Consider the following 18,436-nt stretch of genomic DNA (forward strand, 5'->3'; position numbering starts at 1 on the left):
GTGGGCTTTACCAACGATAAACGCAATCAATGACGCTCTCGTGGTTAGTCCGCAACCAGGCCAAATTTCTCGACCTGGTTTAGACCAGCTGGCGCAAGCTAACCCGCAGTAAATGGAGCCACACCCACTGACTGCCTGCGCTGTCCCTCCTCAGCAATCACGCCGTTGTCCGTAGGCACAAGCGACCATATCTTTGCTTCGATCCCGTCGTTCTGAAGCTTGCGCAGGAAGTACCGAGCTTGCAAAGCGTCGTGGGTCGCAATGACGACTTGGAAACCGTGGTCAACAATATAATCACGCAATAGGTCAAAGACTGCGGACGCATGCACCAAATCGTGGTGCTGTGTAGGGTCATCGAGCAATAGTGCTTTCCATGGCGACCATTGGTGACTCATGGCCATTGAGAGCAGGAACGTCAGCTGGAGATCAGTAAGCTGAGCTTCGCTTGCAATGTTGGGTACTGGCGCCGAGATCTTACCCAATGGCACCGATACGCCAGCTCGATCTCGGTTATAGGTGTTGACGAATTTCAGGCTCGCGTCATGGAATCTGGACTCACGAACGACACGCTTTAGCAGGGCCCGCCATCTTGGTTCGACTTTCCTGACATGTTTTTGCACATTGGCGATCTCTTTTTTCAGAGACCCATCAAGGGTATCCATGGCATCTGCGAGCTTGGACAACCGGTTGAAGGCTCCCCGAGCGTTTTCGATAGCCCCTTTGAGATAGGCCTCGTATGCCTCCTCCGTGCGATCCAGGCGTAGGCCATCGATAAAACGCTGCGCCATCTGCGAGTCATTTAATTTGGCCCATGATGCTATTTCAACACCGACGATTTCCAGCTCGGCGATGTGACCGTAAAGCTCACTCATTGCGGATCGTAATCTGTTCCCCCTAGCTTGAGCGGCCTCAACCAGAGGATCGCCTTCAAGTGCCAGCGCATGCCAGCTGGCGCGCACGGACGTGATCTGACTCTGGACTTGCCGTATGGCTTCCTCATTCAGTCGAACTACGCTACTTAATTCAATCAACTGGCTTTGCTGGGTGTCGAGTATTGATTGAAGTGTACCCACTTTGCCGTTGAGATCGCTAACACGGAGATCTAGCTGGTTCTTTTCAATGGTGAGTTCCTCTAGCGTACGAGCGAGAGGAGCACCTGCTGTCAAATTGGAAAGCGTGGAGACTGCCTGATCGCGTCGGGTCAAAGCGTCGCTATACTCGATGCGTGCCTCATCAAGCGCATGGACTGAACCTTCGAATTCGGCGCGAGCCTGGTCAAATTCCTCTTGCGGGATCAAAAGCGCAAGGTCAGCGCGGCGCTCTAGGAGGCTAAGTCGACTCGCAGAAACACCTTCCAACTGCACCCTCAGAGACTCTTTGGCCAAGGGAACCGAATCGCTGGCCAGAATTGGATCAATACGGAACGCTTGAATTTCCCTCTCAAACTCTTGGCGGCTTTCTCCCAAGTGGGCAAGTGCAGTTTGACAGGCCTGAAATGCCTCAAGCGCAGTTGTTACTACGGATTCGTTGGAATTTACATCCTGCGCGGCGGCCCGTAACTTCTGTTCTGCGACCTTCAGACTAGGATCGATAGCCTTCAACGCCTTGGCAACCTGATCTTGCAGCTTCACGGCCCCATGATGTTCCAAGCAAAGCGGACAATCTTCTAGGTCGGGAGGCAGATGCTGGGCAATCGAGGCCACTGCCTGACGAATCGTGTCGGCAGAAGAACTCAAGGCTTGATACTCCGCCCTGGCGGTCATCTCGACTACCTTGAACCCTTCCAGCGCAGCACGTTGCTCAGCCAACTCCGCCCGCAGACGCTCCAAGTCTTCTTCCAGTTGGTCTGCCTCGTTGCGATTTGCCCTCAAACGCTGTTCCGACAGCTCCCACTGGACAACCAGTCGTTCACCGTCACGGAGGCGTAGTTCTGCCTGATCGAGCGATACAAGCTGGTTATCGAATTGGCTATGTTGGTTGCGAACCATTTGGTTGCTTTCGTGGCGTTCGCGCAATGTCCGACATTGCTGTTCCGCCGCAGTTACGGCAGTACCGGCCTGGGTCAACGCTCCATTGCGATGCTGTACCTGTTGGCGTGCGCTTGCTTCATTGACCAGGCCCTCCAGAGCTTGGTCAATTTTGATTCGCTCCTGTTGCGTAACCAGCATGCTAGCCTGATGCTCTTGGAGAAGAGTGGCATTATCAGAGCGAACTTTAGAGTGTGCCTCCAAGGTCAGATCGGAGGATTTGAGCTCTTCATTGAGTGCTGCCAAGCGAGCCTGCATCAAGCCAAAGCTTTCGACCAGGTTACCAGTCTCTGCTAAGCCGGCGATTTGTCCTTGCGTACGCTCTACCTTTTGACGCAGAACCTCGATGAGCGCAGAGTGAGCGACTGTCAGATTATCCTGATTCGCCGGCAGGACGAGTAAACCTGAAGGGAGCTGATCATGACTTTCAGTCTTTTCCGCCACTTGAGAAATGGCTCTAGCCAGGTCATCGCGAGGTCGTAAGGCGCCCACTGCACCAACGGTGGCGACATCACGCTCCTGGATAACTCCATTCCACTCGATCAGCTTTTGTTCAAACAGCCGCAGGTTATCCTCTTCACGGTTTTTCTGCTCTGTCAGCGACCGTCGCACCGCCGGAAGCGAGGTGCGAGCTAGTGCCCCGTCCCGACCGAGTGGCAGGCGAGCCAGCTGCGAGCCTGCTTCCTTCTCTTCGGCCTGCACAATCCAACCGTTTTCTCGCTGGTCTAGCAGGTGAGTAAGCCGGAGGAGAAAAGGGATATCGGTCGGCGGAATGTTTGGAAATAGCGCGCTGAGATCACCATCTTGGCTGACCTGACCCGACTCATTAATGCGAGAACTCACCGTCAGCCCAGCGAAATTCAAGCTCACATCGGCACACGATTCGTTATCACGAACGGCATGGAGAATATTTTCTCCCAGTCGAGAGATGTTACCGGTCAGCCCCAATTCTATAGCTTCGAATACGGTAGTTTTCCCGGTGCCATTGGGAGCGAGCAAAATGGTCGCTCCAGGACTCAGTTCGATGGTGACGTTGGAACCAAATTTGCGAAGATTCGTTAGGGTGATGGATTCAAGCTTGCTCATTGCTGGTTCTCGCTGCTGATCACCGAATCACTCAAGATTTGCACCACATCTCCTCCGTTGGCTGTAGACAGCAGCTCTGTCTTCCAAACAGCCATGTGCCGACCTGTCCAAGGGTGAGATTTGACCATCGCCTTAAATGCTGAAATTAGAGGATCACTCAAGGTTTCTACGTTACCAGGAGGATCTAGCGCAGCCAGGAAGGTGCGATCAAGGAAATCCAGGGCGTCCTCCAACTGACGCGCCACTACCTTGCGACAAAAACGGTCATCGGTCTCGATACGAGCCGCCTCGTTATCAGAAATGTCGCCAATCAACATGAACATATAAAGATCGGATGTTTCAGGCTCCGGTAAAACATCCCGGATATCAGCAGACCATTGATAGGCCGCTTGCAGAGAGCTTGACGGCACCTCAATCAACAATACAGTGCGCCAACCTGCATTCGTATTGCGTTGGCGTTTGAGCCGTAAAATGGTCGAAGGATGGTCTACATCCGGCAGCTCGATTGCTTCAGCAGCCTGCACTTGGTATCGGTTCTCAGCGCGCTGGCTTATCGCCGTCGTCAAATCTTCAAGCGTCATCATGATCACTGCCCCTTTCCACAAGCGTTAATGGCCGCGTCGCGCTCAATAAGCCATTCATTCCATTGTTTTTTGAAATATTCTTGCAACGACGTCAGCGTGCCTCTTTGCAGTTGGCTGTAGACCTGGAAACGCGTAATCAACAGGCGGGGCTGGCGCTCGGCGGCCATGCTATGTTCCGCTGCTCTATCGTCAGCCATTCCTGAATCACGTAAACATGTGGCAGAGGCCTCCACTCCTGACAGAACGACCACAGGGGCCGGCGACTGACCTAGCACAACCCGCAAGCTGTCCTCACTTATTAGTCTCGGGCCACCACGGTCTGTAGCGCCGCCAGACCAATGGCGCAAAGCGATGCTAAGAATGTCTCCTATTGGTGGAATTGCGCGCCAGTGCGCATCAGCGCCACCAAGCCCCACGCATGTCAACATCAGCATCAGGATTGCGACTTCAAGGAGCTCCAGCGTACGAGGGCCGATGCGCAATGCATGCTTCGCATCCAACCCCTCTGTTTGTGGATACATCAACTGTTCGAAAAGGGATTGCCGAGCCGTTTGGTCTGCTGATAGCTCAGGCTTCCACTCCCGCCACATGGCTTCCATGGCAGTGAGTAAATCCAGGTCAGTGATCTTGGCCATTTTTTGCTCGACCCGGTTCTGCAACTGCTGCCATACCACTTCGTTCATCGCGTCATGGAGCGCAGCTGACTCTCGGCGATTGTCTAGCTGCGATGTAATTGGGCGACCAAGCCCGCAGGACAGTGACTCAGTATTCTGGATCCACGGGAGGTCATCAAGGTCAGCCTCCCCGATTCCGAGGGTGCTGCCTAGCTCTTGATCTACGCCTTGACGCCATACGGGCTCGCCGAGCAGTAGGCCGTGGCTCCCGGCTTTTAGGTGCAGAGCCAACCGGAGAATGGCGGAGGGTAGGGCGGTGACCCCGGGGGAGGGAGAGCGGTACCCGGCGTGTAGCCGAAGCTGCCTGTTGAATGCACCCTCCTTCCAATGATGACTCACTACCTGGCTGGCAGGATTTACAGAGCCTCCTGTGTCAGGGCCGTCGAGGTCGTGCGTGCCCGTGACTGTCCAATCTTGACCTAGAGGGTTAAGTAGGTATTGAGTCCAGGTTTGAAAACTGGGACGGAGCATGTTCTGTAGCTGCTTTGCAGCTGAGTAGCAGCTGATTACGTTGGTGTCAGTGGTGTTATCAGAGATGTAGTCGATAAGAAGGCTTAGGGTCGTGCGCGAATTTAGAAAATGTCTGTCAAGAGAAGCAAGCGCGGCCGTTTCCAGCTCGGTCTCATCCCCCAGAGATTCGATGCTGAGCATCTGCATTTTTTCAACGACGTGCGACCAGTCCCTGAATCCGCACCAGGTCGTAAGCCATGTGTAGACCCTCTGGGTTGGATTGTCATCACGCTGGGATAAATCACCGACGCTAAGCCCGTCCTTGTTGCATGAGTCCCAAAACTCACGCAGATGATTAATGGTAGTGATATGTGCCTTGCTATGCCCTTTGATCGCTACGTCAAGGCCGGGGAGGTGCAGCGTGAAGGTACGTTTCGAAGGTTTTGCGCCGCTCGCTGGTGCCTGCCAGGACGCCAAGCTCTTCATTACTTTTTCGAGCTCCGAATCGAATTGGTCGTCAGCAGGATCCTTGGCTGCGTCGGTATCGACTGCCACATCGGCATCATCGACTGGATCAGACGGCTTGGAGCCTTCACCAGCCTTATCGCCCTTTGCCTTTTTTTCGCGGGACTGCAGGAAGGCTTCTTTGTCGACGTGTTTGTCGCTGAAGCAAGTGGTCTGCCGCTTGATTTGTAGGTGTTCCCAATGCTCCTCGGTATGCTGAACGACTACGTCGTCCCACTGAGGGATTCCACCCTGTTCGGCACCTATGAACATAGGGGCAGGACGCCCGTCCAGGTACTTGTCCAGCATATCGGATAGACGCCGAGCAATTACCAGCTTTTCGTAGCGGCCTTTTTGCTCAAGCCGGAACCTTTTTATCATAGAGAATCCCTTCAAGCGGCAGGTGCATCGGGCACAACTGGCAGTATGCCATATAGTAGCGAGACGGCTTCGCTCAAGGAACTGTGGTTTTATATAAATTGATGCCTTAGCGCATTGATTTCACCGGGGTACTAGGCACGCCTGAAGGTTAAGGTTTGAAGCCGGGATCCCAACAATAGCTTGCCCGGCGGGGCCCGTCGCGGGCTAGTAAATGCTAACCTGAGCCACAGTGACCGAAGGAAAACGGACACATGAGCAATTGGCCCCCTGATCAACACACCCGCTATTCGGAGGTGCTCAACGCAGCAAAGAGTCTGTTCGACGGGGATCTTGATGCCGCCATGCACTTGATGTCACGTCCACTGAAAACGTTTGGCGGCGACGCTCCTGCTGCCATGGTCGCAACCAGGGTGGAAACGGATGCGGTCATCGAGTTGATCAGGCGCCTGGAGTATGGGTTTGTGGCCTGAAGAAGCTTTGACCTTGCAATGGGCTGGTCGCGTCCGCCCACATCGTCTAACCATCAAGCCTCCACCAGAAGGCCATCTGTCACAATTCTCGCTCCAGATTCGATGTGCGCAATATCTCTCGGCGCACAGTCAAGCTGATGCGATCTATTCAAGTTTTTCGAACCACTACTCAAAGCAGATCAGGTAATAATCTTCATGGCATCCTCACTGACCCAAACCTTGGTTGAGCACATGGAACATGCGGCCTTAGCAACCGAAGCAAGGTGGGATCATCATGTCTACTGCTATTTAAACTTCCAAACCTCAGTAAAGACAGTTGTGGAGCATGGTGATTCCTTTAGCGCGCTACCCGGAGCTTTCAGCTCTGAAAATGAGCTTTATGATTGGGCGGGAACTGAATGCTTAACGATCTGGCCCATTACAACTGATGCGATTATCACAGTCAGTCAGACGTTCTCCTCGGAAAAGATGGTAGGCGCCTCCTTCCTTTGGGTTAAGGCTACTTCACCTTACAGGGAGCTTATGGTTTGGTGGCTGAATTACCTTCGGCGAGATAGAGGGCTTGCGAGCGTGCTGGACGCTGCCGCGACAGTTTACGAAGATGTAGCCCAGTCCTTGGAGCGAGAGCTGATTCGCAAGAAAATGCTCCCAGCGCGCCGAGCCAAGCAAGTCAGTGAATTCAGAGCCTTGGCCGCAGACTGTCTGGCAGCGTCCTCATCGGCTGGTGCAACCACATGGGAAAATGCAGGGGAGCAAGAGTGGCGCCTGCTTAAGACTTTTGACTCAACCCTCGATGCGGATCATGTCATTAACAAGCAATCGCTAAAGATGATGCCGGACGCGTGGGTCATGCTCGCCCCTGTCATCGCTAGCTCGAATAGGAATTTTGGTCGTGTGGTAGAGAAGCACGCCGTACCTTTTTCTCCGAGAGTCGGTTCGATCAATCTGGATGCGGCGACGGCGTTCAAGCTGTATGCATCCACGCTCCCTTCAGCCATCTCAACATTGGAGGTTCTGGTAAAACTCTTCAGCGATTCATTTGTAGGGAAAGGGCCTGGGCTTGAGGCAGAGCTGCAGACGGTAGCGAGCACGTTGGGCGGATTTTTAGACAAGACCAGTACCAAATTTGTGCGTTGAGGTCGGTTATATCCCAGCCTCATCCATGGCCTGATCGAGCACGACTCTCCGACGTAGTTTAGTGGCACCTTAGCCACTGCTCGGAATGCCGAAAAAAGTCCATCATCCAGATAGCGCGACAGCGCCATCCGGCGTTTCAGGCTGTAACCCAGCTCGGACACGCCGAGTTAGAAGCTGGCCTTGTAGCCCCCAAAATCATCGCAGACCAGCCTGTCCCTTCAGTCTTGCAGAAAGTTGCGAGTATGCTCTCCGGCGGCGACTGGAATTGAAGTCAAAAACCACTGCTGTCCTGTCCGAGAACTGGCTGGTGGCGTAGGCCCACACATAGGAACGGTGGGTTTTATTTGTGCCCGGCGCTAGCATGTGCCCCGGTGTTTCATCAGCGTGGACGACCTGCTGCCCCAGGCGCATGATCACAAGTCTGAAGATTAGTCATTGGTCGCAGTATTCGACAGCGCGATACGACTGGGATGGTAATAAACCAGAGAGCTGCCCCTATCAACGCGCGCGTCCGAAACCTCTGAAGATTGGGATAGAATCGCGCCTATTTGGCTGTAGGAATCGTGTATGTTTTTGGAATGGGCGCCATCCAGGCTAGGGCGCTTGCTGACTAGATCAGCCAACTGGCGTCTTCTCGTCGAGAGCGATCGTCTTGTTGTGGCCGTCGGTGGAGAGCAATACCACATAACGCCTGAAACGCTCCCAAGCTTTGAAATCAAAAGCCGCATGCTCTGGTCGGAACTGGTGTGGCCTGCAGGCACCGGCGTGCGCTTTGGTGGACTGTCGAACCTACGCGCTCCAGCTCTGCACCGTGCGGTGGGCGATCTACTCAAACGATCCCGCTGCCAACGCTTCGATTCCTACTATGCCAAGCTGTCCGAGTGGCTCGCAGAAGTTGATCATACCCTAGCAACCGCTGATCAAAAGCACCGCTGGCTCACCCATGAAAACCAGCAAGCATTAATGCGTAGCAAACCAACCCTGGAGTTGAGCGTTGCGGCGCTGAAAGAGCTGCTTGAAACCCCAGAGGTGAGGGCTCATCTGAATGATGGGTATACCCAAGCTGAGCTCGACATCGAACGGTGGATGTCCGATTGGGCGAGCACATGGGAAGAGCGCAACAAGCTGCACACGAAGCGAGAGCTTAGTGACTGCCGGGAGCTTTTCGACAAGGTAGAAAGTAAGCCTTTAACTGACGAGCAGGCGGCGGCAGTGGTGTGCTTTGACAATCGGGTTCAGGTTGTCGCATCGGCTGGCTCTGGCAAGACCTCCACCATGGTCGCCAAGGCTATCTATGCCATGCACCGGGGGATTGTCAGCCCCACATCGATCGTCATGCTGGCTTACAACAAGGATGCTGCTGCAGAGCTGCAAGCTCGGGCCAATGCCTCTCTTGAGCGCCTTGGCCAGCCTAGCGTCGAGATCGCAGCCATGACATTCCATTCGTTAGGGCTGAAGATCATAGGTTCGGCTACCGGCAGCACACCTCATGTACCCGCCTGGGCGCGTAAAGAGCATCTCGCGTTGGCCAAGCTGGGCGAAATCGTTGATGACCTCAAAGACAAGTCTCCAGCATTCCGTACGCGTTGGGACATTTTCCGTTTAGTGTTTGGCCGGCACCTGCCTCTTTCGCGTAAAGACAAGCTGTTTGATACGACAAACTCGGACGGCGAGGGAAAACTGGTCACCCTAAAAGGCGAGGAGGTGGCCAGCCAGGAAGAGTGCATCATCGCCAACTGGCTTTTTTACAACGGTGTTGACTACCAGTACGAGCGTGAGTACGAGCACCCGACTGCGACGTCAGAACATCGTCAGTACTTCCCGGATTTCTTCTACCCAGGTCTAAATCTCTACCATGAGCATTTTGCTCTGGACGAAGATGGCCAGCCGCCTGAGCAGTTCAAGAAATACTTGGACGGGGTGGCGTGGAAGCGCCAGATCCACAAGCAGAAGGGAACACGTCTGATCGAAACGCTTTCGCATCAAGTCCGCACTGGGCAAGCGTTCACCCACCTTGCAAAAGAGCTCACCGACAGGGGCATCGAGCTCGATCCAAACCCTGATCGACCGATCCCTTCCAATGGTCTGGAACCCATCAAGCATGCCGACATGCTCGGGCTGATCCGGACGTTCATCACCCACTTCAAAAGCAACTGCTACACGGAACAGGATTTGATGGCTCGCTTGGCCGAAATGGACAGTGGGGCCTTCAAGTACCGGTTCGAGATGTTCGTTGACCTGTTGATTCCTGTAGTCAAGAAATGGAACGGAGCCTTGGCCGCAGAGAACGGAATCGACTTCGAAGACATGATTAACAAGGCTGCAGGGTATTTGGAAGCAGGGCACCGGTCGCCGTACGACCTGGTTATGGCCGATGAGTATCAGGACGCATCGCGAGCACGAGCCCGACTTTGCAAGGCTCTCGTTCGGCAGCCTAATCGGTTTCTGTTCGCCGTTGGGGACGACTGGCAATCGATCAATCGCTTCGCGGGCGCTGACGTTTCCGTCATGACAGGTTTTAAACCCTGGTATGGCCATGGCCAGGTTCTCCGGCTTGAAACGACGTTCAGATGCCCGCAGGCCATTTGTGACGTCTCAAGCCGATTCGTATCGAAGAACCCTGCGCAGTTCCAGAAGAACGTGAACTCTGTGACGGAGGCCATCGGGCCCGCTTTCCAGGCTATACAGGTCGGACACCGAAACAAGGTAGCCCAAGCGGTTGATATGTATGTCGAGCGTCTCTACCAGCAGATCTGCGAGGGGAGAGTGCCTTTGGGGCGAGGCGGTAAAGTGAACGTCTTCGTATTGGGGCGCTACAAGCTGGACGCCAAATTCCTGAGTGACGATTGGCAGCAACGGTTTGGGGATCGCATGGCATTCAGGTTCAAGACCGTGCACACCTCAAAGGGTGACGAGGCTGACTATGTGATTCTGCCCGGCATGGTCATGCGCGGGTTTCCAAACGTTAAAGTTGACGACCCGCTGTTCTCCCTGGTTATGCCGCAGGGCGACACATTTCCCTCCAGCGAGGAACGCCGGCTTTTCTACGTCGCACTGACGAGGGCAAGGCGCAGCGTTGCGATGTTCACAGTCGCAGGACGCCGCTCATCTTTCCTGCAAGAGTTGATCGATGAAGGTTTCGTAGCCCCCTGTGATGACAACGGACGAGCGATAACACAGCCGGCGTCCTCTGAACTCAAGTCCGATAGGGCCTCTGCCGGGGTGGCTGCGCAAGCTCCCGCCAAGGCCAAAGGGCCTGTCTGTCCAGGCTGTAAGGTAGGGGAGCTGATATGGCGACGAGGGCCGTACGGAGAATTCCAATCCTGCTCAACCTATCCCAGGTGCAAATACAAGCCGCAGAGGAAACGCATGTAGGGACGTCAGTCGTGAGCTTCCACCATGAGCTTGGATATTTTGCAGGCGAGGGTATGCGCGGGCAACAAGTCATTCACCGCGCATGCTTATGGGAATCTTCTGTTGACGACTAGCTGCTCACCGACACTCCATATGCACACGACGTCCAAGCTCCCAAGATTCTCGATCCGGCAGCACCGGCTAGGCCAGCCCAAATAACGTTCTTCTCAGCCTAATTAATCCTTTCCCGGCCTGGTCATGCGTGCGGATAGTGCAGAGGTAAACTAGCGCCTAGCTCTTGCCTGGTGAACAAAGGGTTCGCAGGCGAAGATGGCCGTGAGCTATCATCCCAATCCTCGTATCAGGCTCACCGGAAGTTCACCTTCCCGCTCAGACCCAAGATCGATCATTCAGTCTTCGGCAGATGAATGCTTGGTAGCCGCCAGCCTGCTTGGAGACACGGATGTTCATTCGCTTGCGCGCCATTTATCACCGGGCAGTACATGCCTATATCGTCTGGAACAACGAGACTCGCCGCAAGCTGGCCGCCCTGAAGCGATACCCTTGCGCGGTCGTCGCTGCTTATAAGGCCGCATATGCGTTCTTGGCCACACCTACTCATGAAAATCTGTTCCAGCCGCTAACCCCAGTGCTCATTGAGCCTGGCAAGATAGAGCGGTATGAGCGGGAGTTATTGAACGGTCTGAGGAACGATCAAGTCAGGAACATCGCTATTACGGGGGAGTACGGGGCAGGGAAGAGCAGCGTGCTTCGCACCTTCGTCCACCGCCACCCAGAGTTTGTCTACGCGTTTGTTTCGTTGGCTACCTTCGGCAAGGATAACGAAATCTCCGGGGCGTCTGAGCTTGTTAGCGATACCGACGTGGCCTCGGATTCTCCGCGGCCCTCCGAATCCTCCACCAAGGCAGGGCCGGAATCTAAATCCGAGGCAAACAAGGCTGAGTCCGATCTCGTTGCTCGGATCGAGGAGACGATCGTCCAGCAGCTCCTGTACGCCGTCCCAGCAAAGACGCTTCCCAAGACCCGCCTTAAGAGGATCGATCAGGCTTCCGGCCTGAAGATCTGGTGGAAAACGCTCTGCTATGGCGCCCTCATTTTGGCAGCGCTGAGACTTTACGTTCCTGTGGCAGAAAAGCTGCCGAAGATCGAACCGACTTGGCTCATGGAATGGCTGCTGTTGATCCCGAGCCCGCTGGCCGTCGGGATCGGCTTGTTAGGGTGCATATTCCTGCTACACACGTGTCTGAGGTTGTGTTCGCTTTTCAGTATCGATGGGTTGACGCTCAAAGGCGGGAAATTGGAGACCACCCACCATGGCTCCGTCCTGCACAAAAATATCGATGAGATCATTTACTGCTTTGAACGCAGCAGCATTGACGTAGTGATCATTGAGGATCTCGATCGGTTCGGCATCCATGACGTCTTCACCCGATTGCGAGAAATCAATTTCATTATCAAGCAATCACCTCAGGTGAAACGCCCCGTCTATTTCGTCTACGCGCTGCGCGATGAAATGTTCGTCGTCGGCGAGAAAACCAAGTTTTTTGACCTCATCATCCCAGTGATCCCCGTGATCAACTCGGAAAACTCCCAAGAAAAGATGATGGAGCTGCTGAACCATCGAACCTTCAAATCGAAACCCTTGGGCGAACATCTTGACCGTCGATTGGTGGAGACGGTCTGCTACTACATCGATGACCTCCGGCTGGTGAAAAATATCGTCAATGAATTCGATATGTTCTCAAATATCCTTGCCAGCGGCCTACGCCTAGAGCCAGACAAGCTGTTTGCGATTGTCGCCGTTCGAAATCTGCATCCCGGAGCGTACGCCGACCTGGTCAAACGCCGAGGGGCGGTTTATGGCGTCATCAAGGGACTGGCTGCCTGGAAAACCCAGGAGAACAGCGCCAATGCCAAGCGGCTTGATGACTTGCGGCGTGAGCGAGATGACCGGATCTTCGAACTGGCCAACAATGTTACTGAGCTGAGGGCCTACGTTTGGTTTGCGCTTCTTCGATTAGCCGAGATCGACATGGCAACCCATGTCTTAATCGCTGGTACTCGGTACACGCCTCAGCAGTTCGTGACCGACGAGGTGTTCGACGTATTAATGAATCAAGCCGGGCCCCTCTCAATGGTTGTCGTGGATGACTATGGTCGGTCAATCAGAAACCCATCTCGGAATGTCCCAAAGGATGAGCTACTCAACGCTACATCCTATGAAAAGCGCCATGCTTTGCTTGGCCGGCGACTTAGCACCATCGCGGAGGAAATCGCAGCGGTGGAGAGGCAATCGGATCAGGTCATCAGGATGTCGTTCAAGACCGCGGTCAGCAAAGGTTATGGAAACGTCGTAAGGAACAATCTCCTGGGCTTGGACGTCGTGAGCTATCTGATGCTGCATGGTTTCCTCGACGCCGACTACACGGACTACCTTGGTTATTTCTATCAAGGTTCGCTGACACCTGGTGACAAAGATCTGATCCTTTCGCTTAGACGTGGCGTGCTGCCTGAGGTATCCACGCCTGTCGATAGCCCGAGTACAGTGCTGGAGAAGCTTAAGAGCGACGAGCTAGACGAGGGCAGGGGGATCATCGTCGACTTGATCGCCTGTCTCAGCGCCCGACCAACCTCGTTCGCAACTAACTCAGCAGATTCCCAGCTAAGCCACATACTTAAGAGCGGCCTAAACGAACACCCCCAACGAATGGCCGTCGCTGTACGCGATCTTTTGAACCGAACAGAAGGGGCTGAATTTATCCGCGCCGTGTACCGCCTAGAACCCAAACTGTTTCAGAGCCTTTTCGACGCCAGGCACACGGGGGACGCTGGCGGGGTGTTTGAAGGAAGCGAGGCTCGTCAGTCCCTCGTCAAAGTCATCGCCGACAACCTGTCAGAATCCGACTTCAAGACCCTTGCCGATGGCGCTTCAACGGATCTGGTTCCTACGATCGATTGGCTGGAAGATGTATCACGACTGATGCCAGGATTAGAGAGCAATGTGGGAGCTTGGGCGTGGCTCAGGGCTTACCCAGTCCAGTTTGCCTCACTGGGCCATATGATGAGTCTCGCAGACCTCGAAAGGCTGATCGACTGGCGCTGCATCAAGATCAACCTGCCAATGCTATCGCTGATCTGCGCGAAGTCGGAAGCTGGACAGCATTCCACAGACGCCAAATCCGAACCTGCAGATGTGGGCATCGTGTCTCTGCGTAGACTGCAGGCTTTGGGCATCAATGGGCTCGGTGATTATCTGCTATCACACGCCGATGAGCTCGGTAGCGCATTGCTAGGTCAGTCCGCTGTCCTGGATGAATCAAGCGATTCCTTGGCCAGTTTACTAGCAGAACTGGATACAGATGACGACCTGACAAATCGACTCTTCGATCACACGACCTGTGACCTGCACACACTCAATGACGCCCCGAGACATCTTTGGGCAAAGGCACTTGAAAGTGATCGCCTGGTGGCCAAGGCCGACGCTGTGTGGATCTTTTTTGAGAAGCTCATTGCGCCAGACCGCCACGTTTCGGGCGAGGAAGTCGGATCGGAACCCACAACGGTGTTCACCGCCTTCATCGCTCGGAATGCATCGGCTCTCAAGGAAACGCTGTGGCAGTCAACGAGCACAGACTGGGCGCTGCAACAGTATCTTCTGAGCTCACCCAGCATCAGTAATGACGTGCTCAAGGTACTGCTCGATGGAGTCGTGCTCCAAGATCTATCAATGATCAAAGCGGTCTTACCTGCGGGGCGCTGGGTCATGCTGGTGGCCTCATCATTCCTTCCATACAGCTCGGAGGTCAGGGACATCGTATTGAATACTTGCCCACACCTCGAAGGCCAGTACCTGGTTGAACGGTGGGATCTAGCAAAAGCTGAGATCGATATCGGCTCGCTCCAACTCAACTCGATGCTCACGCTGAGCAGAAGCAAAGCGTTGCCACTCACACTGAAAATTCAGATGTGGTCAGGGCTTAGCCTGGAGACGATTGAAAGCAAACCCGAAGCGGTTCCTGAGCTCGGCCGTGTATCTGCGCTAGCCAACCAAGCTGGCGAAAGGTTTGCTGATTCGCTGACGCCTGTGCTGCGACATCTGGTTCGCAACGCAAGCCTCATCCCGGAGCATCGCTCTGAAATGCTGACACAATGTCTTCCAGGGATGAAGTGGCCGGACGTTGCTGCAGCTCTAGGGTTGCTCGACGATGAGGACTTCAAAACCGTAAGCGCGAAGGTCAAGAAGATCAAGGTAAGAAACACCGATTCAAACCGGAGGTTGGTCAACGCTATGAAATCTGAGGGGTACTTGGCAACGGTGACCTCAGAGGACGGCGTCATCATCGCGACCACAAGGCCTTCATCCATGACATCTGAGAACGGATGGCTCTAGCCTGACCGTTGAAGGTAGCAGCTTAGCAACCACCATACAGCGTCGCCTGGGTTCACGATTTCTAAGCCGCTCGTCCAGGCGTTCATTGAAATGTCTGGAGAGTGAGCGAGGATCGTTTGCGAGGCTTATGCCTTTAGACCCTGAGTTCCAGCTACGGTCGTGTGGGGCTAACCGGCGCGATTGATGAAGGCGCGCGCCGCCAGCTAGCGACCGGGAATGAGCGTCCGCAACGGGTTGATACCTGCCGGTCAAGGCGTACCCGTGCGCTGTTCAAGCCCGATGCAAATGGCTGGTCAAGTCGAATGCAGCCAGGTGGTCAAGTAGGATGAAAACGCTTGGTCAAGTCAGGTGCAATTTCCCAGGTGGCCTGCCTAGTGTTGAATGTGATCGTGCGTGCAGGCTTTCCGTGACTGCTATCAGATCATTTCGAACCGGTGGGATCACCTGGATCGAGCACGTCCCCGGTCATGAGCTTGCTCGACCGAGGCTTGAGCGCTCAGGAGAGTAGGGGGCTCGGATTTTTCAAAGTGCCTTGTCAGTGACAGGTGACCGAGCAAGCGATCTACAGTGCGTCGCCTTCAAGCCCAGGCGATCCAACGCTCCATCTTCCCTTCAAACCCATCCGCGCAAAACTCCAGATTTGGCCAATAGTTCTGGTACACCTCATAGTCGAGCGCCGTTGCGATCCCGCGGTTCTCGGCGTTCAAAACGCTCCATGCTCGATACATCCGGTGCTGCCAGTCGGTCTCTGTCACCAACCGGTGCGATGTGTTCGATGACCAGCCGTCCTTCATAAGCGTTGTAACGAAGAATTCCGCAGCCGCATTTGCACAGCCGGCGTCGTGGGCAATCATCCCGTCCAGGATCGAATAGGAATACCAATCGCCTGGAAGATCGATACCACTTGGCTGTCCAGCTTGTCGCTACATTGGGGAGCTTTCGAGGCAAGAGTCTGCTGCGGAATGAAGGCGAATACGGTGGCGATGCTGAGCTAAGATTCTTCAATCTTATGACCAAGTGCAGCGAGGGGCTATGGCAGTTGTGTTCTTTCTACCGTGGGTATCTGCTACCAAAGAGGTGCGAATAGCAGATCTTCGTTTGATCCCTTACGAGCGAGGTCGACTTCCGGGTGAGTTGCTGGGCATACCGCAGGAAGCTTTCGACGGCGTACTAGGCAACTACGGCGATCGAGGGTTCGGCTCTCAGCCTTCACAGCCAATCCAGCAAGCCGCGGTCATCATTTGGGACGAAGACACACCGGGCCTTGAAGCCTCGGATGCCCAGATCCAGCAGCGACTGGTTCAGTGTTCGTATCTCGCATTCTCTGCCTTGGTAGGTCGGTCGCTGTGCTCCACTTTCGACTACTGCAACGCCGACACACTCCAGGTCGTTGCGCAGCGGTTTGATGTCGCGTCACAAGCTCATTCCTGTGTGACCACGCGCCGGCGTGACGGTGGAACACAAAACATGCTGGCGGGCAGGGGAGGGCTCAAGTTCATTCGCCCCTACCACGTCGACAACAGCTCGCGAATTACGCTCGACATCCCACTGCTTGAAGCACTACTCAAGCTACCTGTTGGGGAGCTTAAGGAACGTATCGACGAAGCGGTCGTTTCCTTCCTCAGAGCCAATACCGATGCGTCATCCATAGATGAACGATCCGAACTGATTCTGATGCGGGTCGCCATAGACACACTGCTTGACGTTCCGCATGACAAAGCTGCCTTCCGCAGAGCTATCAACGAACACTTCGATGAGCTACCGAACCCGCCCATCTGGCATAAAGGGAGCCTGGACGAACAGTGGTGGTGCAAGCACTGGGACAAGCACGTAAATCGCGCGCTCGACGCCTGGGTTCACGATTTCTGTGCCGCTCGTAACGCCGCAGCTCACGGCCCCGTAAATGGTGAGAAGGGAAGCATCTGGCCTCGCCATAACCACCTCATTTTCTCCGCCTGGTTGCTGCCGCTGATCGTCAAAAAACTACTCGCCCAAGCCGGACTTTACGAGTTCAGCGCCGAGGACAAGGTCGCGAGGGCGGGCTTTGAGGTCTTTCTGGCGCACGATCTACTGGCCTTCACCGACAAGGATGAGAACAAGGTTTGGTGGCAAGTAGCCGAATCTGAGCTTTATCTGCCTCTGTTTGCTGAGCAATTCCAGCGAGCATGCGAATGACAAAACCATGGTGTTTTGGACTTGAGTCAAGGCGTGCTGATACGTAGTGGGGTACGGGGAGGGAATCCTGGAGAGAAGTGAATATCTAGCTTGAAACCGGCCTCGACCCCGTGTGTAAACCAATTTTTTGATGTGTAAACCACCGCGCTTTACACGTCAAAAAACTGGTTTACACATTTTCTGAGACGCCAGCCTCAGGCCAACGTAACCACCTGCAGGGATCGTAGTAACAGGCACGCCTGAAACTGGCACCAGGCTCGCCTATAAGGGAGAGGCAGTGAGCGGATGGCGATGGTGTAGTCTAGGATCAGACCGTAGAAGGAGCGTACTCATGAGCACTTTGCCCCCCGATCAACAGGCCCGTTATTTGGAAGTGCTCGACGCCGCGAAGCGCTTGTATGGCGGTGATATCGACGCAGCCATGCACTGGATGTCACGTCCGATAAAAGCATTCGGCGGCAAAGCCCCTGCCTGCATGGTCACCAGCAGTGTGGAGACTGAGACCGCTGTCGAGTATGCCAGGCGTTTGGAGCATGGATTCGTTGCCTGATCGACCTCGGTTGAAATATTCAAGCATCCATCTAGCCAATGGGCCGGGACGACCACCACTGTATCGCACGCTCCGATGCTCACGCTGAAGCCTGAGCTTGCCGACAACCGGGGACACCTTTTCTCGATTGGTCTTGGACTTTGACCCCGAAGCAATCTCAGCACTAGCTACTCGGCGAAGCACAGCTCAGCTTGAGGGGAAGGGCGAGCAACCTCCAGCCGCCGGGACTGAGCGGCCTTTTGCACATTGATACTTGGGAGTGAAGAGACCCCCAGATGTTTGAGGGCGTCATGGGCCTCAAGGTCTGCCACGTCAGCCTTGAGTCGCTGCACCAGGCTATCAATGGGCTGTCCGCTCTCCACACTCAATGTCAGAGTAAAAAGTGTCAGAGGGCTCAGCCCCAGCGTGTCACTGATGGCAGTTAGTTTGTCGACGGTAGGGCTTGATAGCCCCTGTTCCAATTTCGACATGTAGCCACGGCTGCTGGCCTCGGCCATTTGCTTGTGCGTTAGGCCTCGGCTGATCCGCAAAGTTTTCAGTACGTTGGCAAAGCCTATTTTGAGCGACATGTGAACACCTGACCAGGGTGAGCCGAGCAGGAATCCCACACGCCTGCAGCTGCGGAAAGACCCT

General features: G+C 54.6%; 11 protein-coding genes and 1 pseudogene. 6 read left to right on the forward strand and 6 right to left on the reverse strand.

Going from position 1 to position 18,436, the window contains the following annotated elements; genetic code table 11:
- Positions 1–98: 98 nt before the first annotated feature.
- Genes N0B28_RS12620 through N0B28_RS12630 form a run of 3 tightly spaced genes read right to left on the reverse strand, consistent with a single transcriptional unit; the run spans position 99 to position 5,706 of the window.
- A complete protein-coding gene (locus N0B28_RS12620) occupies positions 99–3,113 on the reverse strand; it encodes an AAA family ATPase (protein WP_275731989.1) in 3,015 nt (1,004 codons plus the stop codon).
- Entirely contained in the window at positions 3,110–3,697 is a 588-nt protein-coding gene (locus N0B28_RS12625; RefSeq protein ID WP_152897790.1) for an ABC-three component system middle component 1, read from the reverse strand. Before N0B28_RS12625 ends, N0B28_RS12620 begins: the two co-directional genes overlap by 4 nt.
- Before the next feature lie 2 nt (positions 3,698–3,699).
- Positions 3,700–5,706, reverse strand: a complete 2,007-nt coding sequence (locus N0B28_RS12630; RefSeq protein WP_152897789.1) for an ABC-three component system protein — start codon at positions 5,704–5,706, stop codon at positions 3,700–3,702.
- A gap of 251 nt (positions 5,707–5,957) precedes the next feature.
- On the opposite strand from N0B28_RS12630, the gene N0B28_RS12635 reads away from it, so the two are divergent.
- Complete coding sequence (locus N0B28_RS12635) at positions 5,958–6,176, forward strand: MbcA/ParS/Xre antitoxin family protein (protein ID WP_152897788.1); 219 nt, start codon at positions 5,958–5,960, stop codon at positions 6,174–6,176.
- 195 nt (positions 6,177–6,371) lie between these two features.
- Complete coding sequence (locus tag N0B28_RS12640) at positions 6,372–7,313, forward strand: hypothetical protein (RefSeq protein ID WP_153338032.1); 942 nt, start codon at positions 6,372–6,374, stop codon at positions 7,311–7,313.
- A gap of 170 nt (positions 7,314–7,483) precedes the next feature.
- Here the strand turns inward: N0B28_RS12640 and N0B28_RS12645 are convergent.
- Positions 7,484–7,718, reverse strand: a pseudogene (locus N0B28_RS12645) (transposase); the annotation flags it as partial.
- Positions 7,719–7,880: 162 nt separating this feature from the next.
- On the opposite strand from N0B28_RS12645, the gene N0B28_RS12650 reads away from it, so the two are divergent.
- The gene (locus tag N0B28_RS12650; RefSeq protein WP_218584371.1) at positions 7,881–10,688 is read left to right on the forward strand and encodes a UvrD-helicase domain-containing protein; all 2,808 of its coding nucleotides are present in this window, start codon (positions 7,881–7,883) and stop codon (positions 10,686–10,688) included.
- Between the two features lie 442 nt (positions 10,689–11,130).
- The gene (locus N0B28_RS12655) at positions 11,131–15,078 is read left to right on the forward strand and encodes a hypothetical protein (RefSeq protein WP_275731993.1); all 3,948 of its coding nucleotides are present in this window, start codon (positions 11,131–11,133) and stop codon (positions 15,076–15,078) included.
- A gap of 578 nt (positions 15,079–15,656) precedes the next feature.
- Here N0B28_RS12655 and N0B28_RS12660 read toward each other — a convergent pair.
- On the reverse strand, positions 15,657–15,932 hold the full coding sequence (locus tag N0B28_RS12660; protein ID WP_153338034.1) for a hypothetical protein: 276 nt from the start codon (positions 15,930–15,932) through the stop codon (positions 15,657–15,659).
- Between the two features lie 178 nt (positions 15,933–16,110).
- Here N0B28_RS12660 and N0B28_RS12665 point away from each other — a divergent pair, with 178 nt between their 5' ends.
- Both N0B28_RS12665 and N0B28_RS12670 read left to right on the forward strand, forming a co-directional pair.
- Complete coding sequence (locus tag N0B28_RS12665; protein WP_153338035.1) at positions 16,111–17,253, forward strand: hypothetical protein; 1,143 nt, start codon at positions 16,111–16,113, stop codon at positions 17,251–17,253.
- Between the two features lie 331 nt (positions 17,254–17,584).
- The gene (locus N0B28_RS12670) at positions 17,585–17,803 is read left to right on the forward strand and encodes an antitoxin Xre/MbcA/ParS toxin-binding domain-containing protein (protein ID WP_153338036.1); all 219 of its coding nucleotides are present in this window, start codon (positions 17,585–17,587) and stop codon (positions 17,801–17,803) included.
- Positions 17,804–17,970: 167 nt separating this feature from the next.
- Here the strand turns inward: N0B28_RS12670 and N0B28_RS12675 are convergent, their stop codons facing one another.
- Entirely contained in the window at positions 17,971–18,372 is a 402-nt protein-coding gene (locus N0B28_RS12675; protein WP_153338037.1) for a helix-turn-helix transcriptional regulator, read from the reverse strand.
- Between the last annotated feature and the right edge of the window lie 64 nt (positions 18,373–18,436).

The sequence above is a fragment of the Pseudomonas sp. SD17-1 genome, assembly GCF_029201585.1.
Classification (GTDB): domain Bacteria; phylum Pseudomonadota; class Gammaproteobacteria; order Pseudomonadales; family Pseudomonadaceae; genus Aquipseudomonas; species Aquipseudomonas palmensis.

Excerpts from the sequence above, each read along its gene's own strand:
- N0B28_RS12650 (WP_218584371.1), top strand. The coding sequence starts at position 7,881 with ATGTTTTTGGAATGGGCGCCATCCAGGCTAGGGCGCTTGCTGACTAGA.
- N0B28_RS12665 (WP_153338035.1), top strand. The coding sequence starts at position 16,111 with ATGGCAGTTGTGTTCTTTCTACCGTGGGTATCTGCTACCAAAGAGGTG.
- N0B28_RS12640 (WP_153338032.1), top strand. The coding sequence starts at position 6,372 with ATGGCATCCTCACTGACCCAAACCTTGGTTGAGCACATGGAACATGCG.
- N0B28_RS12675 (WP_153338037.1), bottom strand. The coding sequence starts at position 18,372 with ATGTCGCTCAAAATAGGCTTTGCCAACGTACTGAAAACTTTGCGGATC.
- N0B28_RS12630 (WP_152897789.1), bottom strand. The coding sequence starts at position 5,706 with ATGATAAAAAGGTTCCGGCTTGAGCAAAAAGGCCGCTACGAAAAGCTG.
- N0B28_RS12625 (WP_152897790.1), bottom strand. The coding sequence starts at position 3,697 with ATGATGACGCTTGAAGATTTGACGACGGCGATAAGCCAGCGCGCTGAG.
- N0B28_RS12660 (WP_153338034.1), bottom strand. The coding sequence starts at position 15,932 with ATGATTGCCCACGACGCCGGCTGTGCAAATGCGGCTGCGGAATTCTTC.
- N0B28_RS12655 (WP_275731993.1), top strand. The coding sequence starts at position 11,131 with ATGTTCATTCGCTTGCGCGCCATTTATCACCGGGCAGTACATGCCTAT.
- N0B28_RS12620 (WP_275731989.1), bottom strand. The coding sequence starts at position 3,113 with ATGAGCAAGCTTGAATCCATCACCCTAACGAATCTTCGCAAATTTGGT.
- N0B28_RS12635 (WP_152897788.1), top strand. The coding sequence starts at position 5,958 with ATGAGCAATTGGCCCCCTGATCAACACACCCGCTATTCGGAGGTGCTC.
- N0B28_RS12670 (WP_153338036.1), top strand. The coding sequence starts at position 17,585 with ATGAGCACTTTGCCCCCCGATCAACAGGCCCGTTATTTGGAAGTGCTC.